22 protein-coding genes and 1 tRNA gene are annotated in these 21,127 nt (G+C 69.1%); 15 read left to right on the plus strand and 8 right to left on the minus strand.

Annotated features, from left to right (window positions below; genetic code table 11):
• Positions 1–157: 157 nt before the first annotated feature.
• The 5 genes from F8O04_RS04035 to F8O04_RS04055 all read left to right on the plus strand — a co-directional run bounded on the left by F8O04_RS04035 (position 158) and on the right by F8O04_RS04055 (position 7,241).
• Positions 158–502 (plus strand): hypothetical protein, encoded by a 345-nt coding sequence (locus tag F8O04_RS04035; protein WP_158028033.1) that lies wholly within the window; start codon positions 158–160, stop codon positions 500–502.
• A 150-nt stretch (positions 503–652) separates the two neighbouring features.
• Positions 653–988, plus strand: a complete 336-nt coding sequence (locus F8O04_RS04040; protein ID WP_188726284.1) for a DUF3263 domain-containing protein — start codon at positions 653–655, stop codon at positions 986–988.
• A 441-nt stretch (positions 989–1,429) separates the two neighbouring features.
• Positions 1,430–5,584, plus strand: a complete 4,155-nt coding sequence (locus F8O04_RS04045) for a DEAD/DEAH box helicase (RefSeq protein ID WP_188726283.1) — start codon at positions 1,430–1,432, stop codon at positions 5,582–5,584.
• A 207-nt stretch (positions 5,585–5,791) separates the two neighbouring features.
• Entirely contained in the window at positions 5,792–6,013 is a 222-nt protein-coding gene (locus tag F8O04_RS04050; protein WP_158028035.1) for a hypothetical protein, read from the plus strand.
• Entirely contained in the window at positions 6,006–7,241 is a 1,236-nt protein-coding gene (locus tag F8O04_RS04055; RefSeq protein ID WP_158028036.1) for an MFS transporter, read from the plus strand. Before F8O04_RS04050 ends, F8O04_RS04055 begins: the two co-directional genes overlap by 8 nt.
• A gap of 73 nt (positions 7,242–7,314) precedes the next feature.
• Here the strand turns inward: F8O04_RS04055 and mscL are convergent, their stop codons facing one another.
• Complete coding sequence (mscL, locus tag F8O04_RS04060; RefSeq protein ID WP_158028037.1) at positions 7,315–7,713, minus strand: large conductance mechanosensitive channel protein MscL; 399 nt, start codon at positions 7,711–7,713, stop codon at positions 7,315–7,317.
• An 89-nt stretch (positions 7,714–7,802) separates the two neighbouring features.
• On the minus strand, positions 7,803–8,093 hold the full coding sequence (locus tag F8O04_RS04065; protein WP_225734975.1) for an FmdB family zinc ribbon protein: 291 nt from the start codon (positions 8,091–8,093) through the stop codon (positions 7,803–7,805).
• On the opposite strand from F8O04_RS04065, the gene ectA reads away from it, so the two are divergent.
• The 3 genes from ectA (at position 7,977) to F8O04_RS04080 (ending at position 10,802) form a co-directional block, all read left to right on the plus strand.
• A complete protein-coding gene (ectA, locus tag F8O04_RS14995; protein WP_225734976.1) occupies positions 7,977–8,870 on the plus strand; it encodes a diaminobutyrate acetyltransferase in 894 nt (297 codons plus the stop codon). The two genes, F8O04_RS04065 and ectA, sit on opposite strands and share 117 nt — an antisense overlap.
• A gap of 243 nt (positions 8,871–9,113) precedes the next feature.
• The gene (ectB, locus tag F8O04_RS04075; RefSeq protein WP_444544318.1) at positions 9,114–10,322 is read left to right on the plus strand and encodes a diaminobutyrate--2-oxoglutarate transaminase; all 1,209 of its coding nucleotides are present in this window, start codon (positions 9,114–9,116) and stop codon (positions 10,320–10,322) included.
• Positions 10,323–10,349: 27 nt separating this feature from the next.
• Positions 10,350–10,802 carry an ectoine synthase gene (locus F8O04_RS04080; RefSeq protein ID WP_158028041.1) on the plus strand — a complete coding sequence of 151 codons (453 nt, stop codon included), beginning with the start codon at positions 10,350–10,352 and terminating at the stop codon, positions 10,800–10,802.
• Positions 10,803–10,891: 89 nt separating this feature from the next.
• Here F8O04_RS04080 and F8O04_RS04085 read toward each other — a convergent pair whose 3' ends face one another.
• The gene (locus F8O04_RS04085) at positions 10,892–11,512 is read right to left on the minus strand and encodes a 5-formyltetrahydrofolate cyclo-ligase (protein ID WP_158028042.1); all 621 of its coding nucleotides are present in this window, start codon (positions 11,510–11,512) and stop codon (positions 10,892–10,894) included.
• Positions 11,513–11,566: 54 nt separating this feature from the next.
• Between F8O04_RS04085 and galU the strand changes: the two genes are divergently transcribed.
• The 7 genes from galU (at position 11,567) to F8O04_RS04120 (ending at position 17,720) form a co-directional block, all read left to right on the plus strand.
• Positions 11,567–12,541: a UTP--glucose-1-phosphate uridylyltransferase GalU gene (gene galU / locus F8O04_RS04090; protein WP_158028043.1), complete on the plus strand. Its 975-nt coding sequence runs from the start codon at positions 11,567–11,569 to the stop codon at positions 12,539–12,541.
• 7 nt (positions 12,542–12,548) lie between these two features.
• Positions 12,549–13,229, plus strand: coding sequence for a GNAT family N-acetyltransferase (locus F8O04_RS04095; protein ID WP_158028044.1), 681 nt, complete (start codon positions 12,549–12,551; stop codon positions 13,227–13,229).
• 105 nt (positions 13,230–13,334) lie between these two features.
• Positions 13,335–14,438 (plus strand): hypothetical protein, encoded by a 1,104-nt coding sequence (locus F8O04_RS04100; RefSeq protein ID WP_158028045.1) that lies wholly within the window; start codon positions 13,335–13,337, stop codon positions 14,436–14,438.
• Positions 14,439–14,537: 99 nt separating this feature from the next.
• Entirely contained in the window at positions 14,538–15,584 is a 1,047-nt protein-coding gene (locus tag F8O04_RS04105; protein ID WP_158028046.1) for a hypothetical protein, read from the plus strand.
• A gap of 105 nt (positions 15,585–15,689) precedes the next feature.
• Positions 15,690–15,765 (plus strand) — tRNA-Ala (locus F8O04_RS04110).
• Positions 15,766–16,146: 381 nt separating this feature from the next.
• The gene (locus F8O04_RS04115) at positions 16,147–16,485 is read left to right on the plus strand and encodes a non-heme iron oxygenase ferredoxin subunit (protein ID WP_225734857.1); all 339 of its coding nucleotides are present in this window, start codon (positions 16,147–16,149) and stop codon (positions 16,483–16,485) included.
• Positions 16,482–17,720 (plus strand): NAD(P)/FAD-dependent oxidoreductase, encoded by a 1,239-nt coding sequence (locus F8O04_RS04120; protein WP_188726282.1) that lies wholly within the window; start codon positions 16,482–16,484, stop codon positions 17,718–17,720. The genes F8O04_RS04115 and F8O04_RS04120 overlap by 4 nt, the downstream gene beginning before the upstream one ends.
• Positions 17,721–17,750: 30 nt before the next feature.
• On the opposite strand, the gene F8O04_RS04125 is transcribed toward F8O04_RS04120, so the two are convergent.
• The 5 genes from F8O04_RS04125 to F8O04_RS04145 form a co-directional block, all read right to left on the minus strand.
• Positions 17,751–18,647 carry an oxygenase MpaB family protein gene (locus F8O04_RS04125; protein WP_158028049.1) on the minus strand — a complete coding sequence of 299 codons (897 nt, stop codon included), beginning with the start codon at positions 18,645–18,647 and terminating at the stop codon, positions 17,751–17,753.
• A gap of 196 nt (positions 18,648–18,843) precedes the next feature.
• Positions 18,844–19,698: a cytochrome c oxidase assembly protein gene (locus tag F8O04_RS04130; RefSeq protein WP_158028050.1), complete on the minus strand. Its 855-nt coding sequence runs from the start codon at positions 19,696–19,698 to the stop codon at positions 18,844–18,846.
• On the minus strand, positions 19,695–20,228 hold the full coding sequence (locus tag F8O04_RS04135; protein WP_158028051.1) for a DUF2243 domain-containing protein: 534 nt from the start codon (positions 20,226–20,228) through the stop codon (positions 19,695–19,697). Before F8O04_RS04135 ends, F8O04_RS04130 begins: the two co-directional genes overlap by 4 nt.
• Before the next feature lie 134 nt (positions 20,229–20,362).
• Entirely contained in the window at positions 20,363–20,815 is a 453-nt protein-coding gene (locus tag F8O04_RS04140) for an SRPBCC family protein (RefSeq protein WP_158028052.1), read from the minus strand.
• A 72-nt stretch (positions 20,816–20,887) separates the two neighbouring features.
• Positions 20,888–21,067 (minus strand): DUF2795 domain-containing protein, encoded by a 180-nt coding sequence (locus tag F8O04_RS04145; protein ID WP_308420192.1) that lies wholly within the window; start codon positions 21,065–21,067, stop codon positions 20,888–20,890.
• Between the last annotated feature and the right edge of the window lie 60 nt (positions 21,068–21,127).

Below are 21,127 nucleotides of genomic sequence, written 5' to 3' on the forward strand. Positions count from 1 at the left end.
AGCAGCTCAGCCTCGACCTCCGTAGGCGCCGCGGCTCGCGTTCGCGCCTCGCGCAAAGCCGCCAACGTCGCTTCCATCCTGGGACGTTCGAACATGCGCGGCTCCAACTCTCGTGCTCGGAAGGGGAATCGCCCCATCCAAGACCGAAAGGCACACCATGACCACCCGCGACCTCATTTCATGGCTTGGCCACGCCCAGCCCAACGACGAGCAGCTTGACGCGATCAATGCCGCCGCTGACGCCGCCGAACGCATCTACCCGCTCGAGCAGGCTGGCGAGCGCGAGGACGTCCTCTCCGGCGCCACGCAAGTCATCCTGGGCGACACCACCCTCGATCAACTCGCTGCCAAGCTCGGCACGGCGCGCCGCGCCAAAGCACAGGCCATGGACCGCCTGCGAGGCGCGATCATCGCCGCCGCTCACGCCGGTGTCAGCGAAAGCGAGATCGCCCGCCGCGCCGGCGTGAACCGCATGACGGTGCGCGCCGCTCTCGGGAAGTAGACGAACGCGCCGCGCGCTGAGCGCTCGCCGGGCCCGACACGCCGAAAACGATGCGCCTGGACCGTGCAGCACGCCGGCGACGTGCGGTGCCGAGCATGCGAGCTCGCCGCCCTCCGCGTGATGTCGGCCGGCGCCCGTACCCTTGCGGCCATGAGCCCGGAGCAGATCGTCGCCTTTGAGAGCCGTCACCCGCGCCCGGGCGTATTGAAGGACAACCGGATCATCGCCGCGCTCGGGACGACGCCGACGCGGGAATACCAGGCGTTGATCGACGTCGTCACGAGTCCCGAGCGCGTCAAGCTCGACCCCGTCCGTGCCGGGCGCATCTGGAGGTGGTCGAGGACCGGATACGCGGGCGACGCGCGGCGTGACCGTGGACACGTTTTGAACACAACGTGCGCCGGAACGGGCCCATTTTGTCCCGAATGGACCTACAAGCAGCGGAACGACGAAGGCTCCTACTCCCACCTGATTCCGCGGGAGTAGGGACCATCTCGTCGTCGCAGCTCGGTGCCCCTGGAGGGACTCGAACCCCCAACCGTTCGCTTAGGACGCGCCTGCTCTTCCTTTGAGCTACAGAGGCCAGCCCCGACATGGTAGCGCGAGCACGGCACCGGTACGCGAACGAACCATGAGCGCATCCGGAAGCATCGGCGACGGCACTTCATCCAACGAATGCTTTACTCCAGTCACACCAGAACGCCCCGTCACTCTGTACACAATCCGGCGTTGATCTGGGCGATTGTGTGCACCAACCTCGCGGCGGATTCACGAAACACTCGGGCGCGGTGCGCGATTCGTGAGTGGCGTTCCCTTACCGTGACAACCGTGTGGGGCCTATTTCGGAAGCGTGAGCCGGCGCCACCCGAGCCGGAACGGCTCGGGGGCGGGACCGGGGCGTCCGGTGAGGTCGCCACCACGGAAGATTTGACCGACGTTCGCGAGCATGTGCGAGGCCGTTCGGCGACGGCCGACGACGACAGGATTCGTGGGCGCATCGGCACGGCCACGGAATTCGATGAGAGCGAGGAGGGGCCGGCGTCATGGGTCGCCGAGGCCGTGGCCAATCGCGCCTCGACTCGACGCGCGCGGCCCGGTGCGGACACGACGACCGAGCCCGTCGCCGGCGACGCCTCGAACGACACCGACCGGGCAGATCGTGACCGCGCCGACATCGAGCGCCTCGAGCGTGAGCGCGCCGAGGCCGAGCGTCGCTCGGCGACGCTGCAGGCTGCCCGCGCGAGCTGGCTCGACTCGCTGTCCGTCGTCGGGGGACCGGCGACGCTGCTCTTCTTCCTCGAGGAGCCGGGCACGTTCATCGAGCTCACGAGCGCACACCCCGGGGGCATCGCTGCGCTCGTGGCCGAGAAGCCCGTGCTGCTGTCGAACCTGGTGCGCGAAAGCACGACGTTCCGGGGCGTCCGTGAGGCCGCAGACCGCATTGCGCGGAAGGGCGGCGAACTCGTCTCGAGCCGCGGCATGAGCACAATCGCCCTCGCGACCGGCATTGTCGAGTGGACCCACGACGGTCTTCACCACCGCGCCCCCATCCTCACACGCCCCATCTCGCTGCGTCGACTCGGTCGCGACTACGAGGTGCTGCTGAAGGGGCAAAGTCATGTCAACGCCTCGCTCGTGCGGGCGCTCGCCAATCAGTTCGGCGTGCGTCTTGTGCCGCGTGAGCTGCTCGCCCTCGCGAAGGGCACCGACTCGTTCCTGCCGCAGCCCGTCTTCGACCACGTCCGTGAGGCCATCGCGGGCATCACGGGTGCCACCGTGTCCGCGAGGGTGGTGGTCTCGAGCTTCGGCGATATCGCCGACGCCATGGTGTTCGACGCGTCGACGGCCGACCTCGCCCATCCCGCTTTGCGCGCGCTCGCGGGCGATGACGAGGCCATCGAGGGGTTGCGACGCGCTCATGGCGGACCCGGTCTCGCGACCGAGGACGAGCCCCGGGGTGACGCGGAGCGGGTCAGCCCGGACCACCGCGATCCGACGACCGACCGGTTGCTTCTCGACGCTGACAGCGAGCAGGAGCGCGTGATCGACCAGATCGTGAGCGGCCGCTCGCTCGTCGTCGGCGCGATGCCCGGTGCGGGGCTGACCCAGACCGTCGTGAACGCCATCGGCTCGCTCGTCGGCGAAGGGAAGCACGTGCTCGTGGTGAGCCCGCGATCGGCGAGTCTGCAGGCCATCCGCCAGCGACTTCGCGCCATCGGGCTCGACGGGCTGACGGTGACGCCGCGCACGCTCCGTCGCGACATGATCGCGGCCATCGCCCGCAACGAGCGTGCCGAGCGACCGCAGCTCACCGACCTCAACGACGCCCTCGTGCGGTTGCGACACGTGCTCGCCGACTACCGCGCGGCGCTGCACCGCGTCGACCAGGAGACCGGCGTCAGCGTCGTACAGGCGCTCGACGAGCTCAGCGCCCTCGAACTCGCCGACATCCCGCCGGCCACGACCGCTCGGCTCGACCGCGACACGATCGTGCGGCTCGCGACCGGCCGCGACGAGGTCGCCGCCCAGCTGCGCGAAGTGGGCCGGCTCGGCGAATTCAAGTACGGACCCGACGACTCTCCCTGGTACGGCGTGGCGTTCGAATCGATGGACGACGCGAACCTCGCCCAGCAGACCGCCATCGAGCTCGCCGGAGGCCGGCTGTGGGACGTCGTGACCGACGCGCGCGAACTGGTGGGCCGGACCCGGCTGCGGCCGGCGGCGACCTTCGCCGAGCTCGGCATCTACCTGCGGCTGCTGCTGGATGTGCGAGAGACGCTCGATCGCTTCCGCCCCGAGGTCTTCGACCGGTCGCTCGCAGACCTCATCGTGGCGACGGGGCCGCGTCGCGATACGACCGAAATGAGCTCGTCGCGGCGACGCCAGTTGAAGCAGCTCGCCCGCGAGTACGTGCGCCCTGGCCTGAGTGTCGGCGACCTGCACGAGGCGCTGCAGCTCGTGCAGCGTCAGCGGATCCTCTGGCAGCGGTACTCGACCGACGGTTCGACGCCCACCGTGCCGACGGGCATCGCGGAGGTTCGGGCCCGCCACCGCGAGATCGCCGAGAAACTGCGCATCATCGATGAACCGCTCGTCGAAGCCGGTGCCCTGCCGCTCGCCGATATGCCGCTCGCCGATATGCCGCTCGATGAGTTGCCCGGGCGGCTTGACGAGCTGGCCGCCGAGAGCGAGGTGCTGCACAATCTCGTCGAGCGCCTGCGCATCACCGAGAAGCTGCGCGAGCTTGGTCTCGAGCCTCTCCTCACCGACCTCGCCGACCGGCACGTCGCCCCCGACGACCTGGCCGCCGAACTCGAACTCGCCTGGTGGCAATCGGTGCTGGAAGACGCGCTCGAGCGAGACAAGGCACTGCTGTCGGCCAACACGCGCACGCTCGCCCGACTCGAGAGCGATTTCCGCACCGTCGATCAGGCGCACACCGAGGCCGGTGCCGCGCGCCTGCGCTGGCAGCTCGCGGAAGAGTGGCGCGTCGCGATCGTCGACCACGCCGACGAGGCCGAAGCCCTTCGCGCGATGCTGCGAAGCCCAGGCGTCTCGCCGACGCGCCTTGCGGCCGAGGCCGGCAACGTGTCGCAGCCGGTCGCCAAGGTGTGGGTCGCGAGCCCGGGCGACGTGCCGCTCATCGCCTCCGGCATCACGTTCGACACCGCGATCCTGCTCGACGCCGCCGCGGTGTCGACCGCCGAGGCGATCGGCACCGTGCGCCGCGCCGACCAGCTCGTCGCGTTCGGCGACCCGGTGACGCAGCTGCCCGGGCCGTTCTCCATCGCCGTGCGCGGCGACGTCGAGCTCGATCAGGCCGACGAGACGCCGGCCGACCTCGAGACCCGGGCCGACGACTCGATCTTCTCCCGCCTCGCGTCGCTGCTTCCCGAGTTCCGCCTCACGCACAGCTACCGGGCGGGCGGCGAGGACCTCGCGGAGCTCGTGAACCGCCGCTTCTACGGCGGCGAGATTCGCGCCATGCCCTGGGCGGGCACCTTCCTGGGACACCCCAGCCTGTCGTACGTGTTCGTCGAGGGCGGCACCGGCATGCCAGACCCCACGTCTGGCGCGGTCGAGTCGACCGATGCGGAGGTGACGCGCGTCGTCGAGCTCGTCATCGACCACGCACTCCACCGTCCACGAGAGTCGCTCATGGTCGTGACCGCGTCGCCCCGCCACGCGGCGCGCGTGCAGCAGGCCGTCTACTCGGCGGTCTCGAGGCGCCAGGACCTCGCGTCGTTCTTCACGCAGGAGCGCGGCGAGCCATTCCTCTCGACCACCATCGACCAGGCGACCGCGCAGTCGCGCGACCGCGTGATCTTCTCGATCGGATTCGGACGTACCCCGCACGGGAAGGTGCTGTCGAACTTCGGCGTGCTCGGCACGCCCCGCGGGGAGCACGCGCTCGCCGTGGCGATGACCCGCGCTCGCCGCTCCCTCGTCATCGTTTCGTGCGTGCGCCCCAGCGAGCTGGACCCGTCGCGCTACACCCCTGGCACGCTCGCGCTCGCGCAGATTCTCGGCGAGGCCGAGACCCGTGACCTCGCCGCTCGCTCGGGCGACGCGCACGAGCATCCGCTGCTCCTCGATCTTGCGCACCGGCTCGAGGCGTTCGGGATGCGCGTCGAGCTCGACTACCGAGGTCGCGTGCCCCTCGCCGCCGCATACGGGGGACGGGCGATCGCCATCGACACCGACGCCCTCGACGGGGAGGTCGCCGGCAACGGCGCGCCCACCCTGCGTGAGTCGCTGCGCCTGCGGCCGGAACTGCTCAAGCGCCTCGGCTGGTACTACCTCCGCGTGCACTCGTTCGAGCTGTTCGCCACGCCAGAGGTGATCGCCGAACGCATCGCCGTGGCGCTCGAGGTGCCGCGCCCGACAGGGGCGACCGAGGTGGAGCCGTCGACGGCACGAGCCGAGCTCGCGGGCGCCAGGGAACTCGAGGCGGATGCTCCCGCCAGGTCGGCGGCCGCGGCTGCCGACCTGGCGATGGGCCGCACGCCGCCGGCCGCGGAACGGCCCGGCGGGGTGGCAGGGGACGAGCCATCGTCCGGAAGCCAGAGCGAGCCGGGGTAGGGGCCGGAGGCCGACGACGTCGTCGATGCCGATACCGCTGGGGACCGCGTCTGGATCCAGCGCCGTAGGAGGACGAACGGGCCCCGAGGCATCGCCGGAATGCGCCGTGTCGCGATGACGTTGCCCGTTGGGTCAGAATGTCTCGGGCCCGGATGGCCGGGCCGGCGCTCGAGAGCCGGGTGCGACGCAAGCGAGGGGGACTCGGTCATGGCAGGCAGAACACACCGCCGCGTTCGAACCGAGCCCGTCCCTGGCGTCGACCCGTCGCCGCAGCTGTTCCCCGACGGGCGCGCGATCGATGCGGAGCTCGCGGCGGAGGACCGGCTCGGGGCGTGGGGCGACGACGAAGGCCCTGAGGTGCTGCCGGACGCCGCCGCAGCCAGCAACGCGGAGCGCCTCGAGCGCGACCGCCCGCCGCACTATGCCTGAACGGCATCCGGATCCCGACGGGGCCGACGAGAACGCCGAGGAAGCGCCCGAGGCCTCCGCGCGCATCCCGGTTGAGATCTGGACGCTCCTGGTCGCCACCTTCTTCATGGCGCTGGGTTTCGGGCTGGTGGTGCCCGTCCTTCCGCAGTTTGCGAGCAGCTTCGGCGTCGGCGCCACGCTCGTCGCCATTGTCGTGAGCGCGTTCGCGTTCGTGCGTCTCGTGAGCGCGCCCCTCGGCGGAGTGCTCGTCAACAGGTTCGGCGAGCGCGGCACGTACGTCGCCGGCATGCTCATCGTCGCCGCCTCGACCTATGCGACCGCATTCGCGGCCGAGTACTGGCAGCTGCTCGTGTATCGGGGCCTCGGCGGGGTCGGTTCGGTCATGTTCACGATCGCGTCAGCCGGCATTCTCGCAAAGTACTCGCCGCCGGGCATCCGCGGTCGCGTCTCGGCGCTGTGGGGCGGGATGTTCCTGGTCGGGAACATCTCCGGCCCGATCGCGGGTGGCCTGCTCGGTCAGTTCGGCATGCAGCTGCCGTTCTTCGTGTACGGCACCGCCATGGTGATCTCGGCGCTCATCGTCGCGGTCTCCGCGGTCCGCAACCGCGGGACCGCCCGCACCGACACGGCGCCGCAACTGCCGCCGCGGACGCTGCGGGAGGTGCTGCGAGACGGAGCGTTCCTCCGCCTGCTCGGGAGCGGTTTCGCGAACGGCTGGGTGAATTTCGGCGTCCGCGCAGCCACGATTCCCCTCTTCGTCGCGGCCGCCGTGAGCAGCGAGCCGTGGGTGGCGGGTGCCGTCATCGCGACGACGGCTGTCGGCAACGTGGTGTCGCTGCCGTGGGCGGGGCGTGCGGCCGACCGGATCGGTCGCAAACCGCTCGTCATCTGGGGCGCGTTGATCGCCGGGGTGTCGCTCGTGGTGATGATCCCCGTGCAGGACATTGCGTCGCTGCTCGTCGTCGGCTTCGTCGGCGGGCTCGGAGCCGGGCTCATGGCGCCGGCGAATCAAGCCATGGCCGCCGACATCGTCGGCCACGGGCGGTCGGGTGGTCAGGTGCTCTCGACGTTCCAGATGTCGCAGGATCTCGGAACGATCGTGGGCCCGATCGTGACGGGCGTCATCATCGACGGGCTCGGGTACGGGTGGGCATTCGCCCTGGCCGGGGCGGTCATGGTCGCGTCAGGCATGGTCTGGGTGCGCGGCCCCGAGACGCTCGGCCGCTAGCCGCAAACTCGTCGAGGGGGCGCCGAATCCCCGGTTCGGCCCGCAGTCTGCGGCGACCGGCCGAACGGGACGACTACGCCGTCCGCTGCGCCTTCAGGAGATCGCGAATTTCTGCGAGCAGGTCGGTCTCGGTCGGTGCCGCTTCGGGACGGGGCTGCGGCCCGCCGTGCTTGAGCTGGTACCCGCGCTTCTGAAGAGCGTTGACGGGCAGGATCAGGCAGAAGTACACGATCGCCGCGATGAGGAAGAAGTTGATGACGGCAGCGATCACCAGGCCGATGCCGAGGTCGATGGCGCCGATCGAGACGGTGGCGTTGGCGATGTTGTCGGCCTGGAACAGCTGCGCGATGATCGGGTTGAAGATGCCGGCGACGAGCGCGTCGACGATCGCCGTGAACGCGCCGCCGATGATGACTGCCACGGCGAGGTCCATCACGTTGCCGCGCATGATGAAGTCCTTGAAGCCCTTCAACGGCGCTCCCTCTTTCGATCAGTCGGATCGGGACGGTGAACCGGCTGCGGTGCGGGGGCGGAGGTCCGCCACGGACGACCGATGCGCGATTACGCGGTTGCGGACGTTGACGCGCCGCCGGCTGCGGCGGGTGCCGGGGGAGTGCTCACCGGGGGAGTGCTCGCCGGAGCCGACGGTGCCGCTGCGTCTGACGACGAGCCGGTCTCGTTCGCCCCGGACTCCGTGGTGCTCGAAGCGGGCTTCTTGGCGCCGGCTCCGTGGTCATTTCGGTAGAAACCGGAACCCTTGAACGCGATGCCGACCGCGCCGAACAGCTTGCGCAACTGGCCGCCGCACTCAGGGCAGAGGGTCAGCGACGCATCGCTGAAGGACTGATGGATATCGAAGGCGTTGCTGCATGCGGTGCAACGGTACGAGTACTTGGGCATGTGACTCACTTTCCAAGTTCAATATGGTACGCGTTGCGTGCCGCGTCACAACCACACGGGCGACGAGTACGATCCGCCCGAGGCCGCCTCGCCCGGCATCTGCAGCCCGAGGCCCACCGCTGCGATCCGCAGCATCGTGCGCGACGCGCCGATCACTTGGGAGTCTCAGGAAGGCTCGATATCGTTGATAAAGTCATGTTTACTCTCCTTGAAGATAAACGTCAGGATTCGCGCTCTACGGGAACGCGAATCATCACCCCGACTGTGGAGCACGGCGCCGACGTGTGGCGCGTCGCGAAGGGTACGGACGAACTCGACCTGAATTCGTCGTACATGTACCTGCTCCTCGTCCGTGATTTCGCGGACACGTGCCGCGTCGCGGTGCAGGACGACGAGGTCGTCGCATTCGTTCTCGGCTACCGAAGGTCGGAAGACCCGGAAAGGCTGTTCATCTGGCAGGTCGCGGTCGACGCGAGCCACCGAGGCGAGGGCCTCGCGAGCCGCCTCGTCGATGATCTCGTCATGTCGAACGTGAACAGCGAAGCGCCGATTCGCTTTATCGAAACGACGGTGACCGCCGAGAACACGGCATCACGCAATCTCTTCGGCAGCCTGGCCAAGCGCTGGGGCACGAAGCTCGTCACGGAGGAGCTCTTCGAGGAAGAGCACTTTCCCGACTCGCACGACGCCGAGCGGCTGCACATCATCGGCCCCCTTCCGGCCCGCTGAGCGACTCCAGGCCAACGCCGAGAACGACGCCGATACAGAACGACACGTCTGGGAGCCGCTCCCAGCCCCGAGCGCCCGAGCGGCGCTCGGGCAACCCGTGGGCGCGCGCGTGCCGCTGATGGAGCGCCTCCCACGACAGAGCCCGAGGAGGCCCCTATCGCCCTCGCAAATTCGGAACTGACCGACCTCAGCATCTTCGAGAATCTCGAGTCGCAAGTTCGCAGCTACTCACGATCCTGGCCCGTGGTATTCGATCGCGCCGTCGGCAGCGTCATGTACGACGAGCACGGCAACGAATACCTCGACTTCTTCGCCGGAGCCGGTGCGCTCAACTACGGGCACAACAACCCCGTGCTCAAGGATGTGCTGTTGCGATACCTCGCAGACGACCGCGTTATCCATTCGCTCGACATGTTCACAACAGCGCGCCGCGAATTTCTGCAGTCGTTCAGCGAGGTGATTCTCGAGCCACGGAACCTCGACTACCGCGTCGTCTTCCCCGGCCCCGGCGGGGCGAACGCCGTGGAAGCTGCGCTGAAGCTCGCGCGCAAGGTCACCGGTCGCGAATCAGTCGTCAACTTCACGAACGCGTTCCACGGCATGACGCTCGGCGCCCTCTCGGTGACGGGCAACTCGCTCAAGCGAGGCGGGGCGGGCGTGCCGCTCGTGCACGCGACCCCCATGCCGTACGACGATTACTTCAACCGGGACTACCCGGACTTCCTCTACCTCGAGCGCCTGCTCGGCGACAGCGGGAGCGGGCTCAACACCCCGGCCGCCGTGATCGTCGAGACCGTCCAGGGCGAGGGAGGCATCAACGCGGCGCGGGCCGAGTGGCTCCGAGGACTGGCCGACCTGTGCAAGCGGCACGACATCCTGCTCATCGTCGACGACATCCAGATGGGATGCGGTCGTACTGGCGGGTTCTTCAGCTTCGAAGAGGCGGGCATCGTGCCCGACATCGTCACGCTCTCGAAGTCGATCGGCGCATCCGGACTGCCGATGGCCCTCACGCTCGTGCGGCCCGACCTCGACATCTGGGAGCCAGGCGAGCACAACGGTACGTTCCGGGGCATCGCACCGGCCTTCGCGACGGCGAGCGCGGCGATCAACGAGTACTGGCGCGACGACACGCTCGAGCGCTCGACCCTCGAGAAGGGGGCTCGAGTCGAGTCGCGCTGGAACTCCCTCGTCGCCAAGCACACTGACGCCGACGGTGAGGGGCAGCTCGTCGCGAAAGGCCGGGGCCTGGCCCGAGGCCTGCAGCTGCCCACCGGCGCGCAGGCCGACGCGGTCGCCCGCGGGGCATTCGAACGCGGCCTGCTCATCGAGACTTCCGGGCCGGAGGGCGAGGTCCTCAAGCTCATGCCAGCGCTCACCATCACGGATGCCCAGCTCGATCGCGGCCTCGACATCATCGACGCCGCCGTCGCAGAGGTCCTCGGGGCGTAGCTCCGAGGCGGAAACGAGAGGATCACCATGATCGTTCGGACGCTTGACGAGATCACCGACACGGCCGCCGATATCAAGACCGAGAACTGGCGCAGCAAGCGCATCATCCTCGCGCGCGACCGCGTGGGGTTCTCGCTGCACGAGACGACGCTGTACGCGGGTACCGAGTCGGAGTTCTGCTACCAGAACCACATCGAGGCCGTCTGGGTCATCGAGGGTGAAGGGGAGATCGAAGACCTCGGCACGGGCGAGGTGTACGAGCTTCGCCCCGGCTCGATCTACCTGCTCAACGACCATGACCGGCACCGCGTGCGCCCCCGCACCGACCTGCGTGTCGCGTGCGTGTTCAACCCGCCCGTCACGGGCCGTGAGGTGCACGACGAGAACGGCGTGTACCCGGTCGTCACGCTCGAAGAGGCAGAGGCCATCGAGGCCGCCGAGGCGGCTGAGACGTCGACGCCGGCCGGTTCGAGCGAGTAGTTTCCCCCGGCGACGGCCGCTCGGGCCCGGCTCCTGCGTGGAGCCGGGCCCGTGGTGCGTGCGGTGGCAGCTGGGCTCGGCCCGTGGGGTCAACCCGGAGCGAAGCGAAGCAGGCCGGACGGCGTGAGCACCCCGTCGATCGGCACGTCGTGCGGCTCGGTCGGCACCGAATCGAGCACGTCGTCGTCGAAGACGATCGTGACGATGGGGGCGCGGACCGGTTCCGTGCCGCCGGCCACAGCATCCACCGGCCGGATACCTACGAGCGCGCGGTCGTAGTAGCCGCCGCCCCAGCCGAGTCGCCCGCCGTGGCGGTCGACGGCCGACGCGGGCGTGAACACGAGATCGGCGTCGCCGAGCGGGTCGCCGGCGAGGGCTGCTCCGATCGGCTCGGGTGTGCCGAGCCCGGGCGTCATCAGCTCGCCGCCGCCCGAGCACACCCACTCGAGCCCGCCGTCGAGGGTCGGGCGGGGGAGCAGCACGCGGATGCCCTCGTTGTCGAGCGCCGCAATGAGGCCGCGCGTGCCCGGTTCGGTCGGGGTGGAGAGGTAGAGCGCCACCGACTCGGCCCTCAACTCGCTGGCCAGTTCGAGGCCGTGCCGAGCGATCGCGGCGTCGGCCGCGTCGCGTTCGGCCTGCGGTCGGGCGCGCCGCCGTCGGCGAACCTCGGCACGGATGGCGCTTTTACGGGCGACGGCGTTGTCGGTCATGGCAACCAGGGTAGGCGTCACGCGTCGCCGTTCGTGCGCACTACCATCGTGGCCATGCCCCAAACGCTGACAAAGGCGGTCATTCCCGCTGCCGGTCTCGGTACGCGATTTCTGCCGGCCACGAAGGCGATTCCGAAAGAAATGCTGCCGGTCGTCGACCGCCCCGCGATCCAGTATGTCGTCGAAGAGGCGGTCTCGGCCGGCCTCGGCGACGTCCTCATGATCACGGGTCGCAACAAGGCGCCGCTCGAGAACCATTTCGATCGGGTGGCCGAGCTCGAGGCCGCCCTGTTCGAGCGCGGGGCCGTCGGCAACCTTGAGCGCGTCCGCGCGTCGACCGAGCTGGCCGACGTGCACTACGTGCGCCAGGGGGATCCGCTTGGCCTCGGGCACGCCGTGCTCCGGGCGAAGATGCACGTGGGGGACGAGCCGTTCGCCGTGCTGCTCGGCGACGACATCATCAACGACGGCGGCGCGCTGCTGCGGCGCATGATCGAGGTGCACCACGAGACGAAGGCCTCGGTCATCGCGCTCATGGAGGTGGAAGAGTCGCAGGTGTCGTCGTACGGCGTCGTCGCGCACGAGCCGGGCGCCGACGACGACCTCGTGCGCGTCACGCGCCTCGTCGAGAAACCCACCCCAGCCGAGGCGCCATCGCGGCTCGCCATCATCGGGCGCTACCTGCTGCGCCCGGAGGTGTTCGAGGTGCTCGAGCGCACGCAGCCCGGTCGCGGCGGCGAAATCCAGCTCACCGACGCCCTGCAGGCGCTGGCCGGCGCGCCCGACGCGGGCGGCGTCATCGGCGTCGTGCACCGCGGCTCAAGGTACGACACTGGCAACAAGCTCGAATACCTCAAGGCCGTGGTCGAGCTCGCCTGTCGGCACGACGAGGTCGGGCCCGAGCTTCGCGACTGGCTCATTGGTTTCGTGGCCAATGGGGGGCCGGACGCGAGCGCTTCGCCAGCCGAGCCGGTGGCCGTCGGCGCGGGACCCGGCGGCGACCGCGGGTATTCCGACCGTACCGGCTGACACGGCGATGTCGACGATTCCGACGCTGCACGATGGGGCGATCACCCTTCGCCCCATCCACGTGCGCGACGCGCGCGACATCGAGTCGCTGCTGCTGTCGAACCGTGCCTGGCTGCAGCCGTGGGAGGCGACCAACCCGCAAGGCACCGGGCGCTGGGACGTCAAGGGGAGCATCCGGTCGCTGCTGAGCCAGGCGGCGAAGCACCAGACACTGCCGTTCGTGATCCTGCTCGAGGGCCGCATCGTCGGGCAATTGACGGTCTCGGGCATGACGTACGGGGCCGTTTCCAGCGCCACCATCGGCTACTGGATCGCGAAGGATGCGGCAGGGCACGGCGTCATGACCGTCGCCACCGCGCTCGCGGCCGACCATTGCCTGCTCTCGATCGGGATGCACCGCATCGAGATTTGCATACGGCCCGAGAACGACAAGTCGCTGCGCATCGTGGAGAAGCTCGGGTTCCGGTACGAGGGGCTCCGCCGGCGCTTCATCCATATCGACGGCGATTGGCGCGACCACGTGTGCTTCGCGGTCGTGCGCGAGGAAGTGCCGAACGGTGTCCTGCACCGGTGGCGGGCTGGGCACGCGGATCCGTCGCTCGCGTCGGTCCCAGAGGGTGACCTGGTCCGCGCGAGGCAGTCACTGACGCCGCAGCCGCGACGTGACGCGGGGCCGCCGACGGGTTGAGCGCTCCCTCGCCCGCTGGGCGCTCGGAAGGGCCACGGAAAATCCCACAAGACACGCGAGTTTCAATCAGTCACATTCGTCACATCTGTACCTAGTGTGGCTGGCATGGAATTCGGAGGCGCAAGCAGCCTCGTGCTGCTGATGGCGGTTGGACTGTGGGTCGCGTATCTCGTGCCGTCGTACGTGCGGCGACGGAACTACCTGTCGACCGAGCGGAACGCGGTGCGCTTACAGCAGGCGCTTCGTGCGCTCGCGGAAACGGCCGAGGTGCCCAGTGATCTGCATGTCGAGACGAGCGCGCGCGGTGTTGCCGAGCAGGAGCGCCGGGTGCGGCACGCGAAGCGGGTCGCGGAGCAGGCCGGGCGGCAGCGCCGAGCCGCCGCGGAGAAGGCGCTGCCTGCGGTGCGGATGCCGCGCGACGAGCGCGATCGGCGACGCGCTGCCGCTGCCACGCGGCGGGGCCGCCTGCTGACGACCACGATCATGTTCGCCGGTGTCGCCGTCGCCGGCACCGGGGCGTGGCTCGGCGCGCAGGCGGGCAACTGGTGGGTGCTGGTGGGCGGAGCGATCGTCGTGCTGGCCGCGTGTGCCATGCTGCACCAGCTCGCGCGTGTCGCCGCCGCGCAGCGCCTCGTCGGCGAGCGTCACGCCGAGGTCGCCCGCACGCGCACCGAGTCGTCGGGCTCGGCGACCACGACCGCCCCGCAGCCGCGCGTCGCGCAGCAGCTGCACCAGTTCGACGTCGCGGACGGTGCTTCGGCCGAGCCGGCCGAGCAGCGTGCAGCTGGATGGACCCCCGTGGCTGTGCCGAGGCCGTTGTACCTGCGCGAGCAGGGAGCGGGAGGCGACGGCCCTTGGGGCGGCGGTCCGCAAGGCCCCGACGGCGGGCGCCACACGCCGGCCGTCGACATCGAGGCCCTCCGCGCCGCGGCGCGTGCGAGCGAGCAGGCGATTCGGGATGCACACCGGCAGCCCGGTGTCATCACGTTCGGTCGCGAGGCCGTTGCGCACGCGGGACGGGTCGACGCGTCGATGGCCTCAACGCAGCCGATACTGCGTGAGGCGCTGTCGGACGCCGTGCACCTCGATCCGATCGAGGCGCCACCCGGGCGCCTGGCCTCCCGGCCGTCGCGGTGGGAGCGAATGGGCATCGTCGCCGAGGACGAGCGCGAGCAGCTGCGGTCGCCCCTGCGTCGTCGCGCGGGCTGACTCGCAGCTCCCGAGGCGTCGGCCTAGGCGGGGGAACCGGGTGCCGTAGACTCGGCCGTCGGCGCGCAGGCGCCCAGCATTCGCCTACCCTGGAGCAGTATGAGCACCTCACCGAACGGAGATCCCTTCGACGAAGTCGATGGCACTCCGATCGAGGTCACGCCTGGCGCGTTCGGCGGGGAGGGTCGCGAGGAGGCGGCCGATCGCACGGGGGCGACGAGTGCGCGCTGGCAGCGCGGCGGCCCGTGGAACCGGTTCCAGGCGCACTCGACGCGCTCGCGGAGGGGACTCATCGTCGCCGTGACCCTCGTCGTGCTCATGGCGCTAGTGATCCCCCTCACGGTGGGATTCTTCGCCAATTGGCGCCGCGAGGTGCTGGCGGCCGAGGCGGCGGCTTCGGCGGCGCCGACGATCGTTGCGCTCACCGCCGAGGTGCAGGCGGTGCAAGCCCAACTCGATCCCGTGCAGGCCGCGTTTATCATGTCGAACGGCATCGCCGAGGATGGTGTCAAGGGCGATATGGAGTCGCGCATCGACGACTCCAGCGCAGCGATCCTCGCGAACGACGCGGGCGGAGCGCAGTCGGCGGTCGACGACGCCATTTCGTTCTTCACGTCGACCTACTCGCAGTCGCTGCCCGACCGGGCGACCAGCATCCTGTCCGAGTATCCCTATTCCGAGTGGGAGACCGACCAGCGCATCGAAGAGGTCATCGCGACCATTCGCAGCAACGCGGACGGCGGTGACCTCTCGGCACTCGTCGCGGCGGTCATCGAGTTGCCGCAGCTCGTCGGAGACGCGATGAGCGAGCACCTCGGCAACCGGGTCACCTACGTGCCCCCGGCGCAGACCGGCGGGGCCTCGCCCGGACCCGGTGGGAGCCAGCCGCCGGCGACCGTCGGCCCGGCTCCCGACGATACGGGCGACGACGGCAACGAGAACGCCAACCAAAATGCGAACCAGGACGCCAACCAGAACGCCAACCAGAACGCGAACCAGGACGCCAACCAGAACGCGAATCCGAACGGTGGCGGCAACGACGGCGACGATGGCGGCAACGGCGGTCAGTGGGGTAATTCAAACTCCGGGGGCGGCTCCGATGACCCGCCACCATCGGGTGGTCCCGGCGGCTTTGGTGGCGGCTAAGCGTCGCCCGCCGACGTGGAGCGACGGGATGCGCCTCTCGCGCGGTTTTGTGCGCGCCGGGAGACCTGCGCTATAGTCGTCTGGCTGCCACGGCAGCACGCACAAGGGTCTGTGGCGCAGTTGGTAGCGCGTCTCGTTCGCAATGAGAAGGTCAGGGGTTCGATTCCCCTCAGATCCACCAGAAGCTCGTTGTTCAAACCGACGACATCCCACGGGGCGGAACTCTCCGAACCGGCCACTGCTATCGGCGTAGCCGGTTATCCGACAAACCGGGACGCCGTGACCGTCAGTGAACCCCCGTCGCCGATCAGCGTTGCCCGCTGATCGGTGAGGTACATCGGAATGCGCGCGCCTGCTCGGCGTTCTCGCCCAGTGGCCTCGTCTCCGACGCCGAACGAGGCCAGCGGGTAGGCGAAGCCCAGAGAGGGTCTCCCTTCGTGCCGAGCCGAGCCGAGCCGAGCCGGTCCGGGGAAGAGGAGGAGCTCGATCACGAATGGTTCGCCGCCGCACACGGTGCCGGCATGGCAGGATCATCGCGGGGGAACAGATCGGGAGGAACCAGGTGGCTGAGGGAATACCCGTCGCGAAGGTCGGCGACATCGAGGACGAGGACGCGATCGTGGTGCCGCGCGCGACGACGGGGACGGTCGACGACATCGCGATCTTCCGCAGCGCCGGCGAGTACTCCGCCATCGACAACACCTGCACGCACGAAGACGCCTCGCTGGCGGAGGGCTGGATCGAGAACGGCACGGTCGAGTGCCCCCTGCACGCCTCGAGCTTCTGCCTGCGGGACGGCAAGGTCCTCGGTCCGCCGGCGCCCCGCGGCGTCGTCGCACATCGGGTGACCATCGACGGCGACCGCATCCTCCTCATCCCAGACCCATCACGTCTCGCGTGACCGCGGCGGCCAGCGTCGTCATCGTCGGCGGCGGCATCGCCGGCGTGACGACCGCCCGGCAGCTTCGCGCCGGCGGCTTCGGGGGCTCGATCCGGATCGTCGAGAGCGAGCCGCTCTGCTACGATCGCCCACCGCTGTCCAAGGCCGCGTTCGTCGAGGGGGCGAGCCTCGCCTCGCTCGCCTTCGCGACGGCGGACGAGTACGCCGGGCAAGACATCGAGGTGGTCGCCGATGTACGTGCCACCGGGATCGAGGCTCCTGGGGGCGCGACCGGCAGCGTGACGCTCTCCGACGGACGTGTGCTCGAGGCCGAGGCGATCGTGCTCGCCACGGGGGCGCAGGCCCGATCGCCCTCGTTCCCGGGCGGTGACCTTCCGATTGTCGGGGTGCTGCGCGGCTACCGAGACGCGGTACGGTTGCGCGCGGCAGTGTCACCGGGGGCGAGGGTGCTCGTTGTCGGTGCGGGCTTCATCGGTGCCGAGCTGACCTCGGGCCTCGTCGAGCTCGGCGCGCAGGTCGTTCTTGTCGACCGGAACCCCGTGCCGGGCTCCCGGGTCCTCGGCGGCACCCTTGCTGGGTACCTGCACGGGATGCATGCGGCGCACGGCGTCGACGTGCGCGTCGGGTCGGTTGTCGATGCGGCGGTCGAGGGCGTCCGCGTCCGCGCCCGGCTCGACGATGGCTCGTCAATCGCGGTGGACGCCGTCGTCGTCGGCGCCGGGATCGCGATCGACACGTCGCTCGCGGCATCCGCCGGCGCGGAGATCGACGACGCGATCATCGTCGACGGGGCCGGCAGAACCTCGGTCGCGGGCGTATGGGCCGCCGGCGATGCGACGAGGCGTCGCGGGCCCGATGGCTCCGTCGCGGCGCCGATCGGGCACTGGGAGGCGGCCGAACTGGACGGGCGCGCTGTTGCCGCCGACATCCTCAGCGCCTCACAGCCGACCCTCCGGGGCGCGGGCTGGTACTGGTCCGATCGATACGGCATCCACCTCGAGGTCACCGGGCGGCTCGTCGGCGAGGGCACGGAGGTCGTGCGATGGGCCGAGCCGGGCCGACCGGCTGCCGTGTTCCGCCTCGACGGCGCGGCGCTCGTCGGGGCGGCGAGCATTGACGACTCGAACGCGGTGCGCGCCTCCCGGCGGCTGATCGATCAGCGCATCCCTCTCACCGCGGCCCAGCTGGCCGACCCGGCGGTCTCGTTGCGTGATCTGCTGCGGAAGGCGCGCTGAACCGCCGCCCCACGGGGCGGCGACGGCGTCTCAGGATGCGGCGGCGACCCTCGCCCGCACCTTCCGGTACGGGTGCTTCTCGGAGTCGCCGATCATCGTCGCGATGAGCTCCTCGGCGGACTTGTTCCCCCGGCTGAGCTTCACGATGCGCTTCGTCCAGGCCCTGCCGCTCTCGAGCTGCCGCTTGGTACGGTCCTCCATCGCGAAGAAGAGTCGGGCATCCGTCGGCATCAGGTAGACCATGCCGTCGATGAGCTTCTTCGCACCCCAGCGGGCGAGCAGGCCCTTGACCTCCGGGCGGCGCAGGGTGTGCGCCACCAGCGCCGCGGGATAGACGAGGGCCTTCGAGGTCAGTGCCGAGTTGATGTACGCGTCGAGCTCCGCGAAGGTCTCGAAGAACGGTCCGGGCACCTTCAGCTGCTCCGCCCCGATCCGCGACTCGACCACGAGCTGGTCGGCGTCGGCGGTCGACAGCGGCTCCGGCCCGAACTCCTGGTAGCCGCGCACTGCCGACCAGATGTAGGTCCACCACGTCCAGCGCTGCCATTCGGGCACCTTCGCGATCTCGACGTGGCCGTCCTTCGGATCGGTCCAGGTCGCGCGCTCGTGGAGCATATCGACGTGCTTAGCGGCAGCCTCCGCGTGCGCCCTGTCGGCGAAAACCGCGTCGCGCAGGTAGGCGGAGGTGCGGTCGAAGCGGGCAGCCATCGCCTCCGGCCCCTCCGACGTCGAGGAGACCCGTTCGAAGTGCGTCATCATGCCCGCGTCGAGCATCTGGAGGAACAGGGCCGTCTTCCCCCCGATTCCGGACGCCGGGTCGGCGAAGACCCGCCAGCTGACGCTTCCCGGCCCATAGTGGCCATCGTCGGCGCGTGGGGCGTCACCGAGCGCCCGGCTCGGGTGCTGCTCTGCCGTGGTGTCGGTCATGACGGTTCTCCCTTGTCGCCCGCTCCGGTGCGGGCGACATCAGTATGACGTACAGCGGTGTCGAGGAGTTCCGGCCGGCGAGGCAAGAGTCGCCGGCCATACAGGGCCCTAGCGTCGCGTCGCTGGCCGAGCTGTAGGCACCGCACCACGGTGTCGGCTTCGCCCGGATCCGACATTGCGAACGGGTGGGGCGGGTTCATCGTCGGGGCGATCCGAAGCGGTCTTGAGGATGCTCGGCAGGCCATCGTGCAGCTCTCGTGACGCGTGGCCGGGTGGCGGCGTACCAACCGGCGAACAGCAGGACGATCAAACTCACGTCGACGACATCTCCGCCGTAGTACATCAGTTGCGCCCCGAGTTCTCCGTCAGCGCGCCCGACCACGTCTGGTGGGTGCGCATACAGCCATTTCGCCAGGATCTGGTGCGCGGCGATGAAAAGGATCAGGGCTGCCGATCGCATTCGCATCGACGCTCGGTGTGGAGCGGGATCGACGCCCACGAGCGAGGCGGTCAAGACGTAACCGGCCAGGAAAAGGTGCAGGTGGACGAGCGCGTGCACGGGCACGGAGCTGTGCATCGCGTGATAGAGATCGGTCGTGTACAGCAGCCAGAGCCCGCCGGCGTTGAGCAGAACGGCACTGAGCGGGTGGGTGATGATTCGAACCGGGAGGCTACGAAGCGTACGGCTCAGCCAGCGGGCCGAAGTCAGGGGCAAGGCACGCAGCGCGACAGTGACTGGAGCGGCCAAGACAAGGAGGAGCGGGCCGACCATGCCCACCAGCAGGTGTACAAACATGTGCGCGGTGAAACTCGTGTGCCCCGCGGAGGCGATCGGCCCGATCAGCCCGACACCAAGGCACGCGACGCCGAGGTACCAGAGCGTCGTTCGGTAAACCGGCCAAGACCCACGACCTCGCGAGACCCTGAGGGCGACGGCATAGCCGACCGCCATCACCACAAGCACGGTGATTATGAAGGAGTCGAAGACGACCCACGTCAACGCTTCAGATCCGTGATGTGAACCGTGGGCAGAGGCGCCCTGACGGTTCATGTGCCTTCCCGGCCGCGCGTCGTCGCTCGCGCCTCCCGGGGGCGGGTGCGCCAGAGGACGAATGACCCGACGGCCAGGATTATCAGTGCGGAGCCGATCCACACCACGTCGTACGGCAATACGTCGACGTCGTAACGGATCTGGTGGATGCGAAGCACCTTGTGATTGACGACGCCGTCGAACAGTTGAAAGAGGCCAACCCCGGTGGCTGTCGCTCCGGCCCAGCGCCGCCAATTGATCCCTGACCGACGTCGGACATCCGCCAGCAGGAAGAGCCCCGCCACGGTGATGAACCAGCCGAAGGCATGAAAGAATCCGTCGGCAATCAAGGCGACCTCAGGAGTAGACCGATCGTAGAAGTGGTGCCATTGCAGCACCAAGTGGAAAATGAATAGATCGATCACCGACGCCGCTATGCCGCACCCGAACAGGAAACCGGACACGACCTGGCGCCGGTCGAGCCGTGCGTGGGGCACCTGTGGGGCACCCGGCCCTGGGAACTGGCCGGGGTCGCCTGGAGAGATCGACATGTGGTCCTTCGCTCAATCGTGCTGCGACATCATCGCGAACAAAGCGGGGTGGTTCTCGGTAGAGAACCACCCCGCGCGTCTCCGCCCGAATGCCACGTCATCAGTGGCCCTGTCGTCGGGCTGAGTCGATGACGCTACTGCACGTCGCCGCGCCAGCCCTCGCCGCTCTGTCCGTACTTCTCGACGAACTCCTTGAAGTGCTTGAGGCTCTTCTTCACGGCATGGTTGTCGGCCCCGAGGGTCGAGCCGAGCTTCTCGAGAAGCCCCGTTGGCTCCCAGTCGATCTGCACGGTCACGCGCGTCTCGGAGTCACTCAGTTTGTGGAAGGTGACGACACCAGCGTGGTCGGCTTCGCCGCCCGTACTGGTCCACGCGACACGCTCGTCGGGGTGCTGCTCGGTGATCTGCGCCTCGAACGTACGGCGATTGCCGCCGACCTCCACGGTCCACTCGGTCAGCACGTCGGTGACTTGGCGCACGGACTCGACCTCGTCAAGAAATTGCGGGAAATCTTCGAAGCGGGTCCACTGGTTGTAGGCGACGGAGACGGGGACGTTGACGTCGATGGTTTCGATGGCCTGAGGCATAGGAAGAACCTTTCTTCGTGTGGCGTGTCGTGCGGTGGAGGCGCGAGCGCACCCGGTGTAGTTGAGGGGCGGTCACATGACCGCGGAGCTCACTTCCGTCGGGTCCTCGTACTGCTTGTCCTCGATGGCGTTGAGGGCTTCGAGGACATCGTCGTCGGCGCCAGACTCCTTCGCCGAGTCCACGATGGTCTGCTTCGAGGCGGGGTAGTCGATGCCGCCGAGGTACTTCTGGATCTGGATCGGATTGGGCATGTCATTCATCTTGGTGGGGCCGACTGAGTACAACCCGACCGGTTCCTGACCGGCCTCGGA

It is taken from the genome of Pseudoclavibacter endophyticus, from assembly GCF_008831085.1.
In the GTDB taxonomy this organism is placed as follows: domain Bacteria; phylum Actinomycetota; class Actinomycetes; order Actinomycetales; family Microbacteriaceae; genus Pseudoclavibacter; species Pseudoclavibacter endophyticus.

Bases quoted from the DNA above. Each gene is read 5' to 3' on its own strand.
- galU (WP_158028043.1), top strand. From the start codon at position 11,567: ATGCCCCAAACGCTGACAAAGGCGGTCATTCCCGCTGCCGGTCTCGGT.
- F8O04_RS04105 (WP_158028046.1), top strand. From the start codon at position 14,538: ATGAGCACCTCACCGAACGGAGATCCCTTCGACGAAGTCGATGGCACT.
- F8O04_RS04040 (WP_188726284.1), top strand. From the start codon at position 653: ATGAGCCCGGAGCAGATCGTCGCCTTTGAGAGCCGTCACCCGCGCCCG.
- F8O04_RS04100 (WP_158028045.1), top strand. From the start codon at position 13,335: ATGGAATTCGGAGGCGCAAGCAGCCTCGTGCTGCTGATGGCGGTTGGA.
- F8O04_RS04135 (WP_158028051.1), bottom strand. From the start codon at position 20,228: ATGTCGATCTCTCCAGGCGACCCCGGCCAGTTCCCAGGGCCGGGTGCC.
- F8O04_RS04095 (WP_158028044.1), top strand. From the start codon at position 12,549: ATGTCGACGATTCCGACGCTGCACGATGGGGCGATCACCCTTCGCCCC.
- F8O04_RS04140 (WP_158028052.1), bottom strand. From the start codon at position 20,815: ATGCCTCAGGCCATCGAAACCATCGACGTCAACGTCCCCGTCTCCGTC.
- F8O04_RS04035 (WP_158028033.1), top strand. From the start codon at position 158: ATGACCACCCGCGACCTCATTTCATGGCTTGGCCACGCCCAGCCCAAC.
- F8O04_RS04050 (WP_158028035.1), top strand. From the start codon at position 5,792: ATGGCAGGCAGAACACACCGCCGCGTTCGAACCGAGCCCGTCCCTGGC.
- F8O04_RS04080 (WP_158028041.1), top strand. From the start codon at position 10,350: ATGATCGTTCGGACGCTTGACGAGATCACCGACACGGCCGCCGATATC.
- F8O04_RS04085 (WP_158028042.1), bottom strand. From the start codon at position 11,512: ATGACCGACAACGCCGTCGCCCGTAAAAGCGCCATCCGTGCCGAGGTT.
- F8O04_RS04125 (WP_158028049.1), bottom strand. From the start codon at position 18,647: ATGACCGACACCACGGCAGAGCAGCACCCGAGCCGGGCGCTCGGTGAC.
- F8O04_RS04130 (WP_158028050.1), bottom strand. From the start codon at position 19,698: ATGAACCGTCAGGGCGCCTCTGCCCACGGTTCACATCACGGATCTGAA.
- F8O04_RS04055 (WP_158028036.1), top strand. From the start codon at position 6,006: ATGCCTGAACGGCATCCGGATCCCGACGGGGCCGACGAGAACGCCGAG.
- F8O04_RS04145 (WP_308420192.1), bottom strand. From the start codon at position 21,067: ATGCCCAATCCGATCCAGATCCAGAAGTACCTCGGCGGCATCGACTAC.